The organism is Streptomyces achromogenes (assembly GCF_030816715.1).
GTDB lineage: Bacteria > Actinomycetota > Actinomycetes > Streptomycetales > Streptomycetaceae > Streptomyces > Streptomyces achromogenes_A.
Map to the genome: position 1 here is coordinate 8,061,338 of NZ_JAUSYH010000001.1, position 18,172 is coordinate 8,079,509.

General features: G+C 70.6%; 1 protein-coding gene and 2 pseudogenes. All 3 read left to right on the plus strand.

The window, feature by feature from the left end:
- Positions 1-118: 118 nt before the first annotated feature.
- A pseudogene (locus QF032_RS35550) lies at positions 119-7,580 on the plus strand (type I polyketide synthase); the annotation flags it as partial.
- A gap of 429 nt (positions 7,581-8,009) precedes the next feature.
- A pseudogene (locus tag QF032_RS40955) lies at positions 8,010-8,507 on the plus strand (acyl carrier protein); the annotation flags it as partial.
- A gap of 61 nt (positions 8,508-8,568) precedes the next feature.
- Positions 8,569-18,078, plus strand: coding sequence for a type I polyketide synthase (locus QF032_RS35560; RefSeq protein ID WP_373430423.1), 9,510 nt, complete (start codon positions 8,569-8,571; stop codon positions 18,076-18,078).
- The last annotated feature ends 94 nt before the right edge of the window (positions 18,079-18,172 follow it).

Consider the following 18,172-nt stretch of genomic DNA (forward strand, 5'->3'; position numbering starts at 1 on the left):
CGCGGGCCTCGACGTCCTCGCCGCCGGCGGCACCTCACCCGACGTCATCACCGCGACCGCCCGCCGGGGTGGTCGGACGGCGTTCTTGTTCGCGGGTCAGGGTGCGCAGCGGGTGGGGATGGGGCGTGAGTTGTATGTGTCGTTCCCGGTGTTCGCGGAGGCGTTCGACGCGGTGTGTGCGCGGGTGGGCGGTGGGTTGCGGGACGTCGTGTTCGGTGGGGACGTGGAGCGGCTGGAGCGTACGGAGTGGGCGCAGCCTGCGTTGTTCGCGGTCGAGGTGGCGTTGTTCCGTCTGGTGGAGTCGTTCGGGGTGCGTCCTGATTTCCTGATGGGGCATTCGGTCGGTGAGATCGCTGCCGCGCATGTGGCGGGTGTGTTCTGTCTGGAGGACGCGTGTGCTCTGGTGGTGGCGCGGGGGCGGTTGATGCAGGCGTTGCCCGGGGGTGGCGCGATGGTCGCTCTGCAGGCGTCCGAGGACGAGGTTCTGCCACTCCTGGAGGGCCGTGGGGCGGAGGTGTCGGTCGCTGCGGTGAACGGCCCGTGTGCGGTGGTGATCGCGGGTGTCGAGGCGGCCGTCACCGAGATCGCCGATCAGTTCAGGGCGCAGGGGCGTCGGACGTCTCGTCTGCGGGTGTCGCACGCGTTCCACTCGCCGTTGATGGAGCCGATGCTGGCGGCCTTCCGTGAGGTCGCGGAGGGGATCGCCTATGGCTCTCCGGTGATTCCGTTGGTGTCGAACGTGTCCGGGCGGCTCGCGGTGGAGGGCGAGTTGGCGTCGGCGGGGTACTGGGTGCGGCATGTGCGTGAGGCGGTGCGTTTCGCCGACGGGATGGGTGTGCTGGCCGGCGAGGGCGTGACGCGGTTCCTGGAGATCGGCCCCGACTCCACCCTCACCGCACTCGCCCGTGCCGTTGCCGAAGAAACCGGCGACGAAGCCCTTTTCGTCGCGACCCTCCGTAAGGACCGGGACGAGTCTCGGACCACGGTGGCGGCGATGGCGGCGCTGCACGCCTCCGGCAGGCCCGTGGACTGGACGGCGCTTCTGAACGACACGTACGAGTCGGTCCAGTTGCCCACGTACCCCTTCCAGCGGACGCGGTACTGGCTCGATCCCGTCGCGAACCCCGCCGGACGTCGGGGGGAACACCCGCTGCTCTCGGACGGAATCGGCCTCGCCGACTCCACCACCGTCGTGGCCACGGGACGTCTCTCCCCGCGCACGCAGCCCTGGCTCGGCGAGCTCGCCACCGGCGGCGGCTCCCTCGTGGCCGCCTCCGTCCTGACGGACCTGGCTCTTCACGCCGGACGCGGCATCGGCGCCCATCACCTTGCCGAACTGCGCGTCGACGCCCCCATGCCGCTCCCCACGACCGGGGAGATCGAGGTACAGACGGTCACGGAGGCGGTCCAGGGCGAGCGGCGTTGGACCTTCGCTCTGTACGGACGACCGTACGACCCCGACGCCGGCCCGGCGGACGAGGACCGGCCCTGGACCCGCCACGCCCGCGGAACCCTGCTCGGCGGCCCCGAAGATCCGACCGGCCCGAGCTCCGACGCCTCCGAAGCCGCCGCGGCCTGGCCCCCGCCGGGCGCGGTGCCCGTCCACCTGGACGAGGTGTACACGGACCCCGACCTGCCTCGTTCGCAGGCGCTGACAGCAGTGTGGCGTCTGGGAGACGAGGTCTTCGCGGAGGCCGCTCTGCCGGAGACGGCGGAAGCCGAGGCGGCCGGGTTCGCCGTTCACCCCGCCCTCCTGGACTCCGCCCTGTTCGTCCTGACGGCAGCCGGACTGCCGATGCCGCACCTCGTGGCCTGGTCCGGAGTCACCCTCCACGCGCGTGCGGCGGCGAGCATACGGCTGCACGTCGTTCCGCGCTCGACGACGGAATCCGGGCTCCGGCTGCTGGACGTCACGGGGGCCCCCGTCCTGACCGCCTCGACCGTAGCCGTCCTGCCCTTCGACGCCGACGAACGTCCCGACGCCGTCCGGCACCGCGGCAGCGACCTCTACACCGTCACGTGGACCGCGGCCGAGGCCGCCACGGAGCGGGACGACGTCGGGGCCGTGACCCGGATGAGCCCGGATGAGCTCCTGACCGCCCTGTCTGCCACCTCGGACGACGCCCCCTTCGCCGACCTCGTCGCCCTCCCGTGGCGCACCGCGGACGCCGACAGCGGCGCCGGGCTCGTGCCCGACGTGCACACTGCCGCGGACCAAGCGCTCCGCCTGCTCCAGAGCTGGCTCACCGAAGCGCGCGCCGACCACTCGCGTCTGCTGCTGCTCACCCAAGGTGCGGTCGCCGCGCGCCCCGGCGAGACCGTGGCCGACCTGCCCGCCGCCGCGGCGCGAGGGCTGTTCAAGTCGGCCGCGTCGGAGAACCCCGGGCGGATCCTGCTCCTCGACACCGACACCGACGTCACTCCCACCGACGACCAGCTCAAGGACGCGGCCAGGCAGGGAAGAGACGAACTCGTGCTGCGCGAGGCGCAGTTGCTCGCTCCGATGCTCACACGGATCGCGGCCCCCGCGCAGCGAAGGGCCGCAGCGGCTTTCCCCACGGACCGGACGGTGCTCGTCACCGGTGGCACCGGCACGGTGGGGTCCGCCACCGTCCGCCACCTCGTGCACCGCCACGGTGTGCGTCACCTGCTCCTCGTCACCCGGCGGGGCCCGCAGGCCCCGGGCGCTGCCGAACTGATCGCCGAACTCGCCGCCGCCGACGCCCGGGTCACCGTCGTGAGCTGCGACGTGGCCGACCGCGACGCGCTCGCCGACAGCATCCGCGACATCTCGCCCGACCACCCGCTCGGTGCCGTGGTGCACATCGCGGGAACGCTCGACGACCGCGTCGTCACCTCCCTCACCCCGGAGCGGCTCACCTCGGTGCTGCGGCCCAAGGTCGACGCGGCGGTCCATCTCCACGAGCTGACACGACACCTCGACCTGTCGGCGTTCGTGCTGTTCTCGTCGGCCGCCGCCACGTTCGCCGGTCCTGGTCAGGGCAACTACGTCGCCGCGAACTCCTTCCTCGACGCCTTCGCCCTCGGTCTGCGCGCCGCCGGACGTCCCGCGGTGTCCGTCGCCTGGGGCCTGTGGGAAGCCGACAGCGCCATGACCAGCGGTCTCACAGATGCCGCGCAGAGCCGCGCCGCCCGCAACGGCATCGGCGCGCTGCCCACCGGCGATGCCCTCGCCCTCTTCGACCGTGCCCTGACCCACACCGACATCACCTCGATCCCGCTCCGCCTGGACCGCGCCGCACTTCGCCGGACCGCCGACAGGCTGCCCCCGTTGCTGCGTGCCCTCGCGGGCCGCCCCGCTCTGCGCGAGGCTGCCTCCGCGGCGCGAGCCGCCGCCCCGCAGCTCGACCTCCTCGACCTGCCCGAGTCCCGCCGCCGCGACGCGTTGGCCGCACTCGTGCGGAGCACGCTGGCCGACGTGCTCGGGCACGGCCCCAAGACGCACATCCGCCCGGACACGCCGTTCACGCAGCTGGGACTCGATTCCCTGACCGCGCTGGAACTGCGGAACTCCCTCAGCGAAGCGACCGGCATACGGCTGCCGGCGACCCTCGTCTTCGACCACCCCACGCCCGAGGCGGTCACCGAACTCCTCCAGACCGAACTGGCGCCGACCCCGCACTCGAACGCCTCCGCGGTCCGCCTCTCCGAGCCCGCCGCGCTCGCCGACGATCCCATCGCGATCATCGGCATGGGCTGTCGATTCCCGGGGGACGTCGAGACACCCGAACAGTTCTGGGATCTGCTCCTGCAAGGAGAGGACTCCATCGGCGGCTTCCCCACGGACCGCGGCTGGGACAACCTCACCGCATTCGACGACCTGGGCGGCGCCGGACGCGACACACCGGCGTACTCCCGTCATGGCGGGTTCCTGTCCGATGTCGGTCAGTTCGACGCGGAGTTCTTCGGGGTGTCGCCGCGTGAGGCGTTGGCGATGGATCCGCAGCAGCGGTTGTTGCTGGAGGTGTCGTGGGAGGCGGTGGAGCGGGCGGGGGTGGATCCCCGGTCGTTGCGGGGGAGTCGTACGGGTGTGTTCGTGGGGACGAACGGTCAGGACTATCCGGCGTTGTTGAGTGTGTCGGAGGGTGACTTCGGGGGGTATGTCGGCACGGGGAACGCGGCGAGTGTGGCGTCGGGCCGGGTGTCGTACGTGCTGGGTCTTGAGGGCCCGGCGGTCACGGTCGACACGGCGTGTTCCTCGTCCCTGGTCGCCCTGCATCTGGCCGCGCAGTCGCTTCGCTCCGGCGAGTGCTCGAAGGCCCTCGTCGCCGGCGCCACCGTGATGTCCACACCTGCTGCTTTCGTGGAGTTCGGTCGTCAGGGCGGCTTGGCGGCGGATGGTCGGTGCAAGGCGTTCGGTGAGGGTGCGGACGGTACGGGGTGGGGTGAGGGGGTCGGGGTGCTGTTGGTGGAGCGGTTGTCGGATGCGCGTCGGCTGGGGCATCGGGTGTTGGCGGTGGTGCGGGGTTCGGCGGTGAATCAGGATGGTGCGTCGAATGGGTTGACGGCTCCGAACGGTCCGTCGCAGCAGCGGGTGATTCGTGCGGCGTTGGGGTCGGCGGGGTTGTCGGCGGTGGATGTGGATGTGGTGGAGGCGCATGGTACGGGGACGCGGTTGGGTGATCCGATCGAGGCGCAGGCGCTTCTTGCCGCTTACGGCCAGGGTCGTCCGTCTGGCCGGCCGTTGTGGTTGGGGTCGGTGAAGTCGAATGTGGGTCATACGCAGGCGGCTGCGGGTGTGGCTGGTGTGATCAAGATGGTGCAGGCGTTGCGTCATGGGGTGTTGCCGGCGACGTTGCATGTGGGTGAGCCGTCGTCGCATGTGGACTGGTCGGCCGGGGAGGTGCGGCTGCTGACGCAACGGCAGCCGTGGCCCGGGGAGGGTGGGCGTGTGCGGCGTGCGGGGGTGTCGTCGTTCGGTCTGTCCGGCACCAACGCGCACGTCATCCTCGAACAAGCTCCGGCCGAGCCGGTGGACGAGGTTGAGGGGGACGGCGAGGGCGAGGGCGGGGGTGCGGGTGAGGGTCTGCCGGTGGTGCCGTGGGTGCTGTCCGGACGCGGCGCCGACGCTCTGCGCTCACAAGCCGGCCGTCTGCATGCCTACGCGCAGACGAGGAAAGACCTCAACCCCGTTGCTGTGGCGAGTGCTCTGATCGCCACCCGTACGCCTTTCGAGAACCGTGCCGTCATCTACGGCCGCGATCACGCGGAACTGCTGGCCGGCCTCCACTGCCTCGCCGTCGGAGATCTAGCGGCCAACCTGATTCAGGGCACAGCGACGGATCCCGGTCGGACGGCGTTCTTGTTCGCGGGTCAGGGTGCGCAGCGGGTGGGGATGGGGCGTGAGTTGTATGTGTCGTTCCCGGTGTTCGCGGAGGCGTTCGACGCGGTGTGTGCGCGGGTGGGCGGTGGGTTGCGGGACGTTGTGTTCGGTGGGGACGTGGAGCGGCTGGAGCGTACGGAGTGGGCGCAGCCTGCGTTGTTCGCGGTCGAGGTGGCGTTGTTCCGTCTGGTGGAGTCGTTCGGGGTGCGTCCTGATTTCCTGATGGGGCATTCGGTCGGTGAGATCGCTGCCGCGCATGTGGCGGGTGTGTTCTGTCTGGAGGACGCGTGTGCTCTGGTGGTGGCGCGGGGCCGGTTGATGCAGGCGTTTGCCCGGGGGTGGCGCGATGGTCGCTCTGCAGGCGTCCGAGGATGAGGTTCTGCCACTCCTGGAGGGCCGTGGGGCGGAGGTGTCGGTCGCTGCGGTGAACGGCCCGCGTGCGGTGGTGATCGCGGGTGTCGAGGCGGCCGTCACCGAGATCGCCGATCAGTTCAGGGCGCAGGGGCGTCGGACGTCTCGTCTGCGGGTGTCGCACGCGTTCCACTCGCCGTTGATGGAGCCGATGCTGGAGGCCTTCCGTGAGGTCGCGGAGGGGATCTCGTACAGCTCTGCGTCGGTTCCGTTGGTGTCGAACGTGTCCGGGCGGCTCGCGGTGGAGGGCGAGTTGGCGTCGGCGGGGTACTGGGTGCGGCATGTGCGTGAGGCGGTGCGTTTCGCCGACGGGATGGGTGTGCTGGCCGGCGAGGGCGTGACGCGGTTCCTGGAGATCGGCCCCGACTCCACCCTCACCGCACTCGCGCAGAACAGCCTCCCCGACGACACCGGTGACGCACTGTTCGTATCGATGCTCCGTAGGGAGAGGAGCGAGGTGGATACCGTTGTCGCGTGCGTTGCCGCTGGATACACGGCCGGGCTCTCCGTCGACTGGACCGCACTGATCGGTGAGGCCTCCACGGCAGGCGTCGACCTGCCGACGTACGCCTTCCAGCGCGAGCGGTTCTGGCCGCAGACCAAGCGCAGTGAAGTCGTGCGCGACGCGGAACTCTGGGACGCCACCGAACCGGAGGAAGCGCGCGAGCTGGCGCACACGTTGAACATCGGCGAGGACGTCGTCCAGGAGGTCCTGGCGGCACTGTCGGCCCGGCACCTGGACCGCACGGTTCGGGCCGAGGTGGATGGCTGGCAATATCGTGTCGACTGGCAGGAGGTCGCGCTCACGCCCGGTGACGACCCTTCCGGGCAGTGGCTGGTGCTCCACTCGGCGAGGCAATCGCCTCACCTGGAGACGGTGACCGCTGCTCTGCCCGAGCACCTGCTCCTGTCCCTCGCCGACGATCCCGACCGTGCGGAGTTGGCCCGCGCCGTCGCTGCCCTTCCGGGCCCGAAGATCGCCGGAGCCGTCGTCCTGTGCGACACGGTCGTGCAGGCACTCGTCGCCACCCAGGCAATGGGCGACGCGAAGGTAGCCGGGCCCACCTGGCTGGTGACCCGGGGAGCGGTCTCCGTGGGCGACCTCGACGACGGACCACTGCAGGCCGAGCAGGCCGCCGTCTGGGGACTGGGTCGTGTCGCCGCGCTGGAACATCCCGACCGCTGGGGAGGCCTCATCGATCTGCCGGAGGTGCCTGACGCGGACACCCCCGAGCTCCTCGCATCGGTCTTCTCATCCTCCTCGGAGGATCAACTCGCGCTCCGCGAAGGCCGGATCCATGCCCGCAGACTTCGGCAGGCGTCCGCGCAGCGGCCCACCGGACCCGGCTGGAAACCGGAGGGAAGAATCCTGATCACCGGCGGCACCGGTGCTCTCGGCGCGCACGTCGCGCGCTGGCTCGTCGGGCGTGGAGCCACCGACCTGGTCCTCACCGGTCGTCAGGGCCCCGACGCCGACGGAGCCGACGAACTCGTCGCCGAGCTCCGCGACTCGGGCGCGCAACGGGTGAGCGTCGAAGCGTGTGACGTGTCCGACCGGGCAGCGGTCGCCGACCTGCTCTCCCGGCACCGCGTCAGCGCCGTCTTCCATGTCGCAGGCGTCCCGGACCACATGCCCTTCGACGACATCGACGCCGCTGGTGTTCGGCGGGTGGTGGGGGCGAAGGCGTGGGGTGCGGTGTATTTGGATGAGTTGACGCGTGGTTGGGATCTGTCTGCGTTTGTGGTGTTCTCGTCGATTGCGGGTGTGTGGGGGAGTGGGGGGCAGGGGGCGTATGCGGCGGCGAACGCGTGGGCTGATGCGGTGGTGGAGTCGCGTCGTGGTCGTGGTCTGGTGGGTGTGTCGGTGGGGTGGGGTCCGTGGGCGGGTGGGGGGATGGTGTCGGGTGAGGGTGCGGTGGAGTTGGGTCGTCGTGGGTTGCGGGTGATGGATCCGGGGCGTGCTCTGGTGGGGTTGGGGTCGGTGCTGGAGGGTGGTGGGGGTTCGGTGGTGGTGGCTGATGTGGAGTGGGAGCGTTTCGTTCCGGCGTTCACCAGCCGCCGTCCCAGCCCCCTGCTCACCACCCTCCCGCGCCTCACCGGATCTGACGTCGTCGAAGAGCACGCGACCGAGGACGCTCGAGCCGTGCTGACCGCCCGATTGGCGCACCGGCCGGAGAAGGAACGTCTGCGCGCGTTGCGGGAACTGGTCCGCAAGTGGGCCGGGGTGGTGCTCGGTCGATCCGAAGGCTCGGCCCTGGACCTCGACCGGCCCTTCAACGACATGGGTTTCGACTCCCTCACCGCCGTCGAACTCCGCAATCAGCTCCACACCGAGACCGGACTGCGGCTGCCGTCGACGCTGGTCTTCGACCATCCGAGCCCCCGCCACCTCGCCGATCACCTGCATGACGAGTTGTTCGGCCGGCCGGACCACGGGGATAGGGAATCGGGAACGCCGCTGCGCCCAGAACGAGGTGACGAGACGTCGTTCCGCGACGTACTCGCCACGATCCCCTTCACGCGTTGGGAGGAGAGCGGCCTGTTGGCAGCCGTGCTGTCGTTGGCGGACAGCGGCCCGATCGGACGGGCCGCCGACGAGGCCGTCCCGTCCGGCCCCACGGCTTACGGCACCGCCCGCCTCACGGGCACGTTCGAGCAGTCGCAGAACGACGACGAGGCCGTATCCGGCGCGATCGACGCCATGGACGTCGACGCACTCGTTCAACTGGCCCTGGGCGACTCCACCTCCTGAAGCACCACCCCACCGCCACGTCTTCCCGTCCGCCCGCGAACGGGCCACGAACCAGTGGAGTTTGAGCATGCCCACCTCCGAAGAGCGCGTCGTCGCCGCGCTGCGCGCCTCCCTGACCGAGAACGAGCGACTGCGTCAGCGCAACGACGAACTCAGCCGGGCAGCGAGCGAACCCATCGCCATTGTCGGTATGGCGTGCCGCTACCCCGGTGACGTCACCACCCCGGAACAGCTGTGGGACCTGGTCGCGGCCGGCGTCGACGCCGTCACGCCGTTCCCCGCGGACCGTGGCTGGGAGCCGGCCGGTGGGGCCTCCTCGACGTCCCCGGGGCAGGGCGGATTCGTCGCCACGGCCACGGATTTCGACGCGGGCTTCTTCGGGGTGTCACCCCGCGAGGCCCTTGCGATGGACCCCCAACAGCGTCTCGTTCTGGAGACGTCCTGGGAGGCGCTGGAGCGCGCGGGCCTCAAGCCCGCCTCCGTGCGCGGCAGTCGTACCGGTGTCTTCGTCGGATGCAGCAACCAGAACTACGGGGCCGTCTCGGGAGACGACCTGCCCGAGGGCGTCGAGGGTCACTTGCTCACCGGCAACGCCGCGAGCGTCGTCTCGGGCCGGGTGTCGTATGTGCTGGGGCTTGAGGGTCCGGCGGTGACGGTGGACACGGCGTGTTCGTCGTCGTTGGTGGCCCTGCACCTGGCGGCGCAGGCGCTTCGGTCGGGGGAGTGCGACCTGGCCCTCGCGGGCGGCGTCACCGTGATGTCCACCCCCGATGTCTTCGTGGAGTTCAGTCGTCAGGGCGGCCTGGCGGCGGATGGCCGATGCAAGGCGTTCGGTGAGGGTGCGGATGGTACGGGGTGGGGTGAGGGGGTCGGGGTGCTGTTGGTGGAGCGGTTGTCGGATGCGCGTCGGTTGGGGCATCGGGTGTTGGCGGTGGTGCGGGGTTCGGCGGTGAATCAGGATGGTGCGTCGAATGGGTTGACGGCTCCGAACGGTCCGTCGCAGCAGCGGGTGATTCGTGCGGCGTTGGGGTCGGCGGGGTTGTCGGCGGTGGATGTGGATGTGGTGGAGGCGCATGGTACGGGGACGCGGTTGGGTGATCCGATCGAGGCGCAGGCGCTTCTTGCCGCTTACGGCCAGGGTCGTCCGTCTGGCCGGCCGTTGTGGTTGGGGTCGGTGAAGTCGAATGTGGGTCATACGCAGGCGGCTGCGGGTGTGGCTGGTGTGATCAAGATGGTGCAGGCGTTGCGTCATGGGGTGTTGCCGGCGACGTTGCATGTGGGTGAGCCGTCGTCGCATGTGGACTGGTCGGCCGGGGACGTGCGGCTGCTGACGGAACAGCAGCCATGGCCCCGCACCGGCCGCCCCAGGGTGGCCGGTGTCTCCGCCTTCGGGGTCAGCGGCACCAACGCCCATGTCATCCTCGAACAGGCCCCGATGGTGGAGCCCCAGGCCGACTCGGCCCTTGCCACCACGCACCCCGCACCGACCGTCTGGCCGCTTTCAGGCCGGACCGAGGAGGCCCTGCGTTCCCAAGCGCGCGCTCTCGCGACGTTCGCCGACCGCCGATCCGACATCGCACCCGGCCGTGCCGGCCTGTGCCTGGCGACGACGCGGACGCACTTCGAGCATCGGGCCGTAGTCGTCGCCGAGGACGGCACAGGCCTCGTCGAGGCTCTCAACGCCTTGGCGCGCGGCACTGCTTCGGCGAACGCGATCGTCGGCCAGGACCACGGTGACGTGCGACAGGCGTTCTTGTTCGCGGGTCAGGGTGCGCAGCGGGTGGGGATGGGGCGTGAGTTGTATGTGTCGTTCCCGGTGTTCGCGGAGGCGTTCGACGCGGTGTGTGCGCGGGTGGGCGGTGGGTTGCGGGACGTTGTGTTCGGTGGGGACGTGGAGCGGCTGGAGCGTACGGAGTGGGCGCAGCCTGCGTTGTTCGCGGTCGAGGTGGCGTTGTTCCGTCTGGTGGAGTCGTTCGGGGTGCGTCCTGATTTCCTGATGGGGCATTCGGTCGGTGAGATCGCTGCCGCGCATGTGGCGGGTGTGTTCTGTCTGGAGGACGCGTGTGCTCTGGTGGTGGCGCGGGGCCGGTTGATGCAGGCGTTGCCCGGGGGTGGCGCGATGGTCGCTCTGCAGGCGTCCGAGGACGAGGTTCTGCCACTCCTGGAGGGCCGTGGGGCGGAGGTGTCGGTCGCTGCGGTGAACGGCCCGCGTGCGGTGGTGATCGCGGGTGTCGAGGCGGCCGTCACCGCGATCGCGGATCAGTTCAGGGCGCAGGGGCGTCGGACTTCTCGTCTGCGGGTGTCGCACGCGTTCCACTCGCCGTTGATGGAGCCGATGCTGGAGGCCTTCCGTGAGGTCGCGGAGGGGATCGCCTATGACTCTCCGGTGATTCCGTTGGTGTCGAACGTGTCCGGGCGGCTCGCGGTGGAGGGCGAGTTGGCGTCGGCGGGGTACTGGGTGCGGCATGTGCGTGAGGCGGTGCGTTTCGCCGACGGGATGGGTGTGCTGGCCGGCGAGGGCGTGACCCGTTTCCTGGAGATCGGCCCCGACTCCACCCTCACCGCACTCGCGCAGAACAGCCTCCCCGACGACACCGGTGACGCACTGTTCGTATCGATGCTGCGCAAGGACGGTTCCGAGCACGTGGCGGCCCTGCGGGCGATGGCGGGCTTCCACGTCGACGGCGCGGACGTCGACTGGACGGCCGTACTGGGGGAAGGCACGGGCGACGCACCCGTCGACCTGCCGACATATCCGTTCCAGCGGCAGCGGTACTGGCTCACCCCGAGCCAACCGTCACTCGGCGGCCCGTCGGGTCCGACGCGGGCTTCCGTTGTGGTCGACGCGGACTTCTGGGCTTCCGTGGCGAGCGAGGACGTGCCGACTCTCGCGGAAGGCCTCGACCTCGCGCACGACGCGCTCGCTCCGGTCGTCCCTGCCCTCGCGAAGTGGTACCACCGACGACAGGAGCAGGCCGCGATCGACGCCCTGCGGTACGAGGTGTCCTGGCGGCCGCTGACCCGCGACGACGAGGCCCGGCCGGGGGCGGGCGCGTCCGGCACCGGGATCTGGACGGTCCTGGTCCCGTCCGACGCCGACGGCGACTCGCGGGAGATGATGAACAGCCTCGTCTCCGGACTCCGGAGGGAAGGACTCACCCCGCACCTCCTCGAAGTGGACGCAGCCGACCCCAGAGCCTGCGCCGAGGCCCTCCGCCTTCCCGTGGACGGGACCGACACGCCCGACGCCACCCGAAGCCCGGACGGCATCCTCTCGCTCCTCGCTTTCGCCGCATCCGCCGGACCGGTCGTGGGGGCGCTGAACGTGCTGCGCGCGCTGGCCGTCGCGCGCACTCCGGGCGTACGACTCTGGGCCCTCACCCAAGGCGCCGTCGCAGTCGGCAGGACCGAACGCGTCACTCGTGCCTCGCACAACGCCGTATGGGGGCTGGGACGCGTCGCGGCGCTCGAGCACCCGGACGTCTGGGGCGGAACGATAGATCTGCCCGAACGCGTCGACGACCGGGCGTGCACCCGTCTCACGCACGCGCTGACGCGTTTGAAGGGCGGCGAGGACCAGATCGCCGTCCGCCCGCACGGTGTCTTCGGCCGTCGGCTCGAGCAGTCCGCGCCCTTGCCGCAGCCCGCCGTCCCCTGGAAGCCGAACGGAACGGTGCTGATCACGGGAGGCACCGGAGCTCTGGGAGCACACGTGGCCCGCTGGGCCGTGGTGCGCGGCGCCCGCGATCTCGTCCTGGTGAGCCGCAGCGGCGAAACCGCGCCCGGCGCCGCCGAGCTGCGCGCCGAACTGGAGCAGGCGGGTGCGCGGGTCACCCTGCGCGGTCTGGACGTCTCCGTGCGCGCGGACCTGGCCGCCCTTCTTGCCGAGCACTCCTTCGATGCCGTCTTCCACACGGCCGGGGTGCTGGACGACGCCACGCTGCTGTCGACCGACGCCGAACGCGTCGATCGGGTCATGCGTCCCAAGACGTCGGCCGCCCACCTGCTCGACGAGCTGACCCGCGACCGGGATCTCTCCGCGTTCGTCCTCTTCTCCTCGCTGGCGGGAACACTGGGGAGCCCCGGCCAGGGCGCCTACGCCGCCGCCAACGCGGTCCTTGACGCTCTCGCCGAGCGTCGGCGCGCCGACGGCCTCACCGCCACATCCATCGCCTGGGGGCCGTGGGCGGGAGACGGGATGGCGGTCGCGTCCGGCGACCGGCGTCGCGGCCAAGGCGCCATGACCGCACTCGCACCTCAGCTCGCGCTGTCCGCCCTCGGGGCGGTACTGGACGGGGGCGTCACCACGCAGCTCGTCGTGGACGCGGACTGGAAGCGTTTCGTCCCCGCGTTCACCGCCACCCGCCCCAGCGCCCTTCTCTCCCGCCTCGCGGTTCCCATCGCCGGCTCCGGAACGGGCGGCGCCGCGAGATCCGGCGATGCCGACGGCAGCCTGCGGTCGCGGGCGGCAGGACTGTCGCGTGAGACCGGGCTGCGCCTCGTACTGGAGGAGGTGCGGAAGCTGGCGGCCGCCATACTCGGATACGAGGGCACCGAACAGGTCGGCGCGGAGCGGGCCTTCCGCGACCTGGGCGTGGACTCGTTGATCGCGGTGGAGCTGCGCAATGTCCTGGCTTCCGTGTCGGGTGTCGGCCTCCCGGCGACGGTGGTCTTCGACCATCCGACCCCGCGGGCGCTGGCGGCGTTCCTCCACGCCGAGTTGTTCGGGGAGGAGGCCGCCGCTGCCGCCACGCCGGTCGGGACCACCGCGATCGCGGTGGACGAGCCGGTGGCGATCGTGGGCATGGCCTGTCGTTTCCCCGGTGGTGTGGAGACCCCGGAGCAGTTCTGGGAGCTGCTCGCGGACGGCCGCGAGGGCATCGGGGACTTCCCCACCGACCGCGGCTGGGCTGCGCTGCAACCCGTCTACGACCGGTACGCCAACGAGGACGGCAAGGCCGGCGAGTATCCCCGTCGTGGTGGCTTTCTGTCGGGTGTGGGTGGTTTCGATGCGGAGTTCTTCGGGGTGTCGCCGCGTGAGGCGTTGGCGATGGATCCGCAGCAGCGGTTGTTGCTGGAGGTGTCGTGGGAGGCGGTGGAGCGGGCGGGGGTGGATCCCCGGTCGTTGCGGGGGAGTCGTACGGGTGTGTTCGTGGGGACGAACGGTCAGGACTATCCGGCGTTGTTGAGTGTGTCGGAGGGTGACTTCGGGGGGTATGTCGGCACGGGGAACGCGGCGAGTGTGGCGTCGGGCCGGGTGTCGTATGTGCTGGGTCTTGAGGGTCCGGCGGTGACGGTGGACACGGCGTGTTCGTCGTCGTTGGTGGCGTTGCATCTGGCGGGGCAGGCGTTGCGGTCGGGGGAGTGTGATCTGGCGCTGGCGGGTGGTGTGACGGTGATGTCGACGCCGGGTGCTTTCGTGGAGTTCGGTCGTCAGGGTGGGTTGGCGGCGGATGGTCGGTGCAGGGCGTTCGGTGAGGGTGCGGATGGTACGGGGTGGGGTGAGGGGGTCGGGGTGCTGTTGGTGGAGCGGTTGTCGGATGCGCGTCGGTTGGGGCATCGGGTGTTGGCGGTGGTGCGGGGTTCGGCGGTGAATCAGGATGGTGCGTCGAATGGGTTGACGGCTCCGAACGGTCCGTCGCAGCAGCGGGTGATTCGTGCGGCGTTGGGGTCGGCGGGGTTGTCGGCGGTGGATGTGGATGTGGTGGAGGCGCATGGTACGGGGACGCGGTTGGGTGATCCGATCGAGGCGCAGGCGCTTCTTGCCGCTTACGGCCAGGGTCGTCCGTCTGGCCGGCCGTTGTGGTTGGGGTCGGTGAAGTCGAATGTGGGTCATACGCAGGCGGCTGCGGGTGTGGCTGGTGTGATCAAGATGGTGCAGGCGTTGCGTCATGGGGTGTTGCCGGCGACGTTGCATGTGGGTGAGCCGTCGTCGCATGTGGACTGGTCGGCCGGGGACGTGCGGCTGCTGACGCAACGGCAGCCGTGGCCCGGGGAGGGTGGGCGTGTGCGGCGTGCGGGGGTGTCGTCGTTCGGTCTGTCCGGCACCAACGCGCACGTCATCCTCGAACAGGCCCCTGCCGATCCGGCACCGCCGAAAGACCGTGCGGCGGACGACGGAGCGGTACTGCCCTGGCTCGTCAGTGGTCACAGCGAAGAGGCTCTGCACGCCCAGGCCGCACGGTTGCTCACGATGCTCGAAGAGCGGGACGACTCGTCGTCCGACCTGACCCGCGCACTGGCTACGAGCCGCACCTCCTTCGAACACCGAGCCGTCGTGCTCGCAGGCACCCGTCAGGAGCTGGCCGAAGAACTGCGTGGCCTGCGACTGGGTGTGCCCGGACTGCGGACCGTCGTGGGCGAAGGACTCCGGGGTGGTCGGACGGCGTTCTTGTTCGCGGGTCAGGGTGCGCAGCGGGTGGGGATGGGGCGTGAGTTGTATGTGTCGTTCCCGGTGTTCGCGGAGGCGTTCGACGCGGTGTGTGCGCGGGTGGGCGGTGGGTTGCGGGAGGTTGTGTTCGGTGGGGACGTGGAGCGGCTGGAGCGTACGGAGTGGGCGCAGCCTGCGTTGTTCGCGGTCGAGGTGGCGTTGTTCCGTCTGGTGGAGTCGTTCGGGGTGCGTCCTGATTTCCTGATGGGGCATTCGGTCGGTGAGATCGCTGCCGCGCATGTGGCGGGTGTGTTCTGTCTGGAGGACGCGTGTGCTCTGGTGGTGGCGCGGGGGCGGTTGATGCAGGCGTTGCCCGGGGGTGGCGCGATGGTCGCTCTGCAGGCGTCCGAGGACGAGGTTCTGCCACTCCTGGAGGGCCGTGGGGCGGAGGTGTCGGTCGCTGCGGTGAACGGCCCGTGTGCGGTGGTGATCGCGGGTGTCGAGGCGGCCGTCACCGAGATCGCTGCGGAGTTGAAGGCGCGAGGTCGTCGGACGTCTCGTCTGCGGGTGTCGCACGCGTTCCACTCGCCGTTGATGGAGCCGATGCTGGAGGCCTTCCGTGAGGTCGCGGAGGGGATCGCCTATGACTCTCCGGTGATTCCGTTGGTGTCGAACGTGTCCGGGCGGCTCGCGGTGGAGGGCGAGTTGGCGTCGGCGGGGTACTGGGTGCGGCATGTGCGTGAGGCGGTGCGTTTCGCCGACGGGATGGGTGTGCTGGCCGGCGAGGGCGTGACGCGGTTCCTGGAGATCGGCCCCGACTCCACCCTCACCGCACTCGCGCAGAACAGCCTCCCCGACGACACCGGTGACGCACTGTTCGTATCGATGCTGCGCAAGGACGGTTCCGAGCACGTGGCGGCCCTGCGGGCGATGGCGGGCTTCCACGTCGACGGCGCGGACGTCGACTGGACGGCCGTACTGGGGGAAGGCACGGGCGACGCACCCGTCGACCTGCCCACCTACGCCTTCCAGCACACCGATTTCTGGCCCACGGTCACCGCACGCACGGTGGTGTCGGCGAATCCCCCGGTCTCCGACGGCGACGCGTCCTTCTGGTCGATGGTGGAGGAGGGGACCCCCGATCTGGCGGCGACCCTCGGAGTGCCCGAGGAGGTGCTGGAGGCCGTGCTCCCCGCGCTGACGGAACTGCGTCGCGAGCAGGTGGCGCGCGCCGAGGTCGACGGCTGGCGGTACAGCGTCGGATGGGAACCGGTGGCACTGCCGGCCCCGACGCCTCTGGACGGGCGTTGGCTGCTGCTCCAGGGACCTGACGCCTTTCCCCTCGCTGGGCTCGAGAGGTTCATCCCCGGTCTGGAGCGGCTCACCTGCGACGCGCGGGACAGGAAATCGCTCACCGATCTTCTGGAGTCGGCCATCGACGGCATCGCGCCGACCGGTGTGCTCTCCTGCCTCTCCCTTCCGGGTCTCGGCGACGACCATGTCGTCTCCGGTCCGGACGCCGACGTGGTGCACACCATGACTCTCGTTCAGGCCCTCGGTGACGCAGGCGTCGCAGCGCCCCTGTGGGTCGTCACCCGGGCAGGGTTCGGCCCCGGCCGCGCCCCCGACGATCCGGCGCAGGCCGCGATATGGGGGTTCGGCCGGGTGGCCGCTCTGGAACACCCGGACCGCTGGGGCGGACTCGTCGATCTGCCGACGACGCCCAACGACCGGGAACTCGCCGCTGTCGCCTCGGTGCTGGCGCATCGCAGCGAAGATCAAGTGGCGGTGAGCGGGGAGCGGGTCTTCGGCCGTCGGCTGCGTCCGGCACCGCTGAACGGAACGGATCCGGTCTCTTCGCAGAGCCACGGCCGCCCGGCTCCGCGGCGACTGCTCGTCACCGGGGGGACCGGTGTGCTCGGGGTGCGCGTCGCCGAGTGGTTCGTCGCACGCGGGACGGAGGAACTCGTACTGACCAGCCGGAGCGGTCCGGACGCTCCCGGCCTGGCAGACACCGTCCTTCGGCTGCGGCAGGCCGGAGCGGGACGCGTCGACGTCGTCGCGTGCGATGTCGCCGACCGCTCCCAGGTCGCCGCCCTTCTCGAAGCCCACCGCGTCGACGGCATCGCCCATGTGGCCGGTGTCCTGGACATGGAGGCGATCGACGACATCGACGCTGCTGGTGTTCGGCGGGTGGTGGGGGCGAAGGCGTGGGGTGCGGTGTATTTGGATGAGTTGACGCGTGGTTGGGATCTGTCTGCGTTTGTGGTGTTCTCGTCGATTGCGGGTGTGTGGGGGAGTGGGGGGCAGGGGGCGTATGCGGCGGCGAACGCGTGGGCTGATGCGGTGGTGGAGTCGCGTCGTGGTCGTGGTCTGGTGGGTGTGTCGGTGGGGTGGGGTCCGTGGGCGGGTGGGGGGATGGTGTCGGGTGAGGGTGCGGTGGAGTTGGGTCGTCGTGGGTTGCGGGTGATGGATCCGGGGCGTGCTCTGGTGGGGTTGGGGTCGGTGCTGGAGGGTGGTGGGGGTTCGGTGGTGGTGGCTGATGTGGAGTGGGAGCGTTTCGTTCCGGCGTTCACCAGCCGTCGTCCCAGCCCCCTGCTCACCACCCTCCCCCAGGCAACCGAGATCCTGGCGGCGCTCGGGGCGCCGTCCGAGCCCTCCCCTGCCGGCGCCACGCTGACGGCCTTGGCCGAGCGCGTCGCCGCCCTGCCGCCCCAAGGGCGCGCCGATGCCCTCCTCGAGCACGTACGGCGGGCCGCGGGCAAGGCCCTCGGCCACCACGACACGGCAGCGATGGGCGCCGACCGGGCTTTCCGCGACATGGGGTTCGACTCGCTGACCGCCGTGGAACTCCGGAACACCCTGATCAAGGACACCGGCCTGGCGCTGCCCGCGACCCTGGTGTTCGACCATCCCACCCCGGCCGCTCTCGCACAGCACCTCGACGCCGAACTGTCCGGGGAGAGCGGGACGATGGCGACCATGCTGGCGGACCTGGAAGCGGGTATCGCCCGCATCATGAAGGCGGATCCCGATCAGGACGCCCGCTCGTTGCTCGGCGCCCGGCTGCGGACCCTGCTGGGCGAGATCGAACTCCTCGGATCCGGCCCCGACGTTCACGGCCCGTCGCTCGGCGACCAGCTGGACGGGGCCAGCGACGAGGAACTGTTCGACCTCATCAGCCGCGAGCTGGAACAGTAGCCGCCGCTGTCCTCGCCGGAGGCCGGCCCGTCTCGTCCTCCGGCAACGGCCCCACCGCGTCGACGCGTTGACGTCGGACATGAGCCGGCGGCCG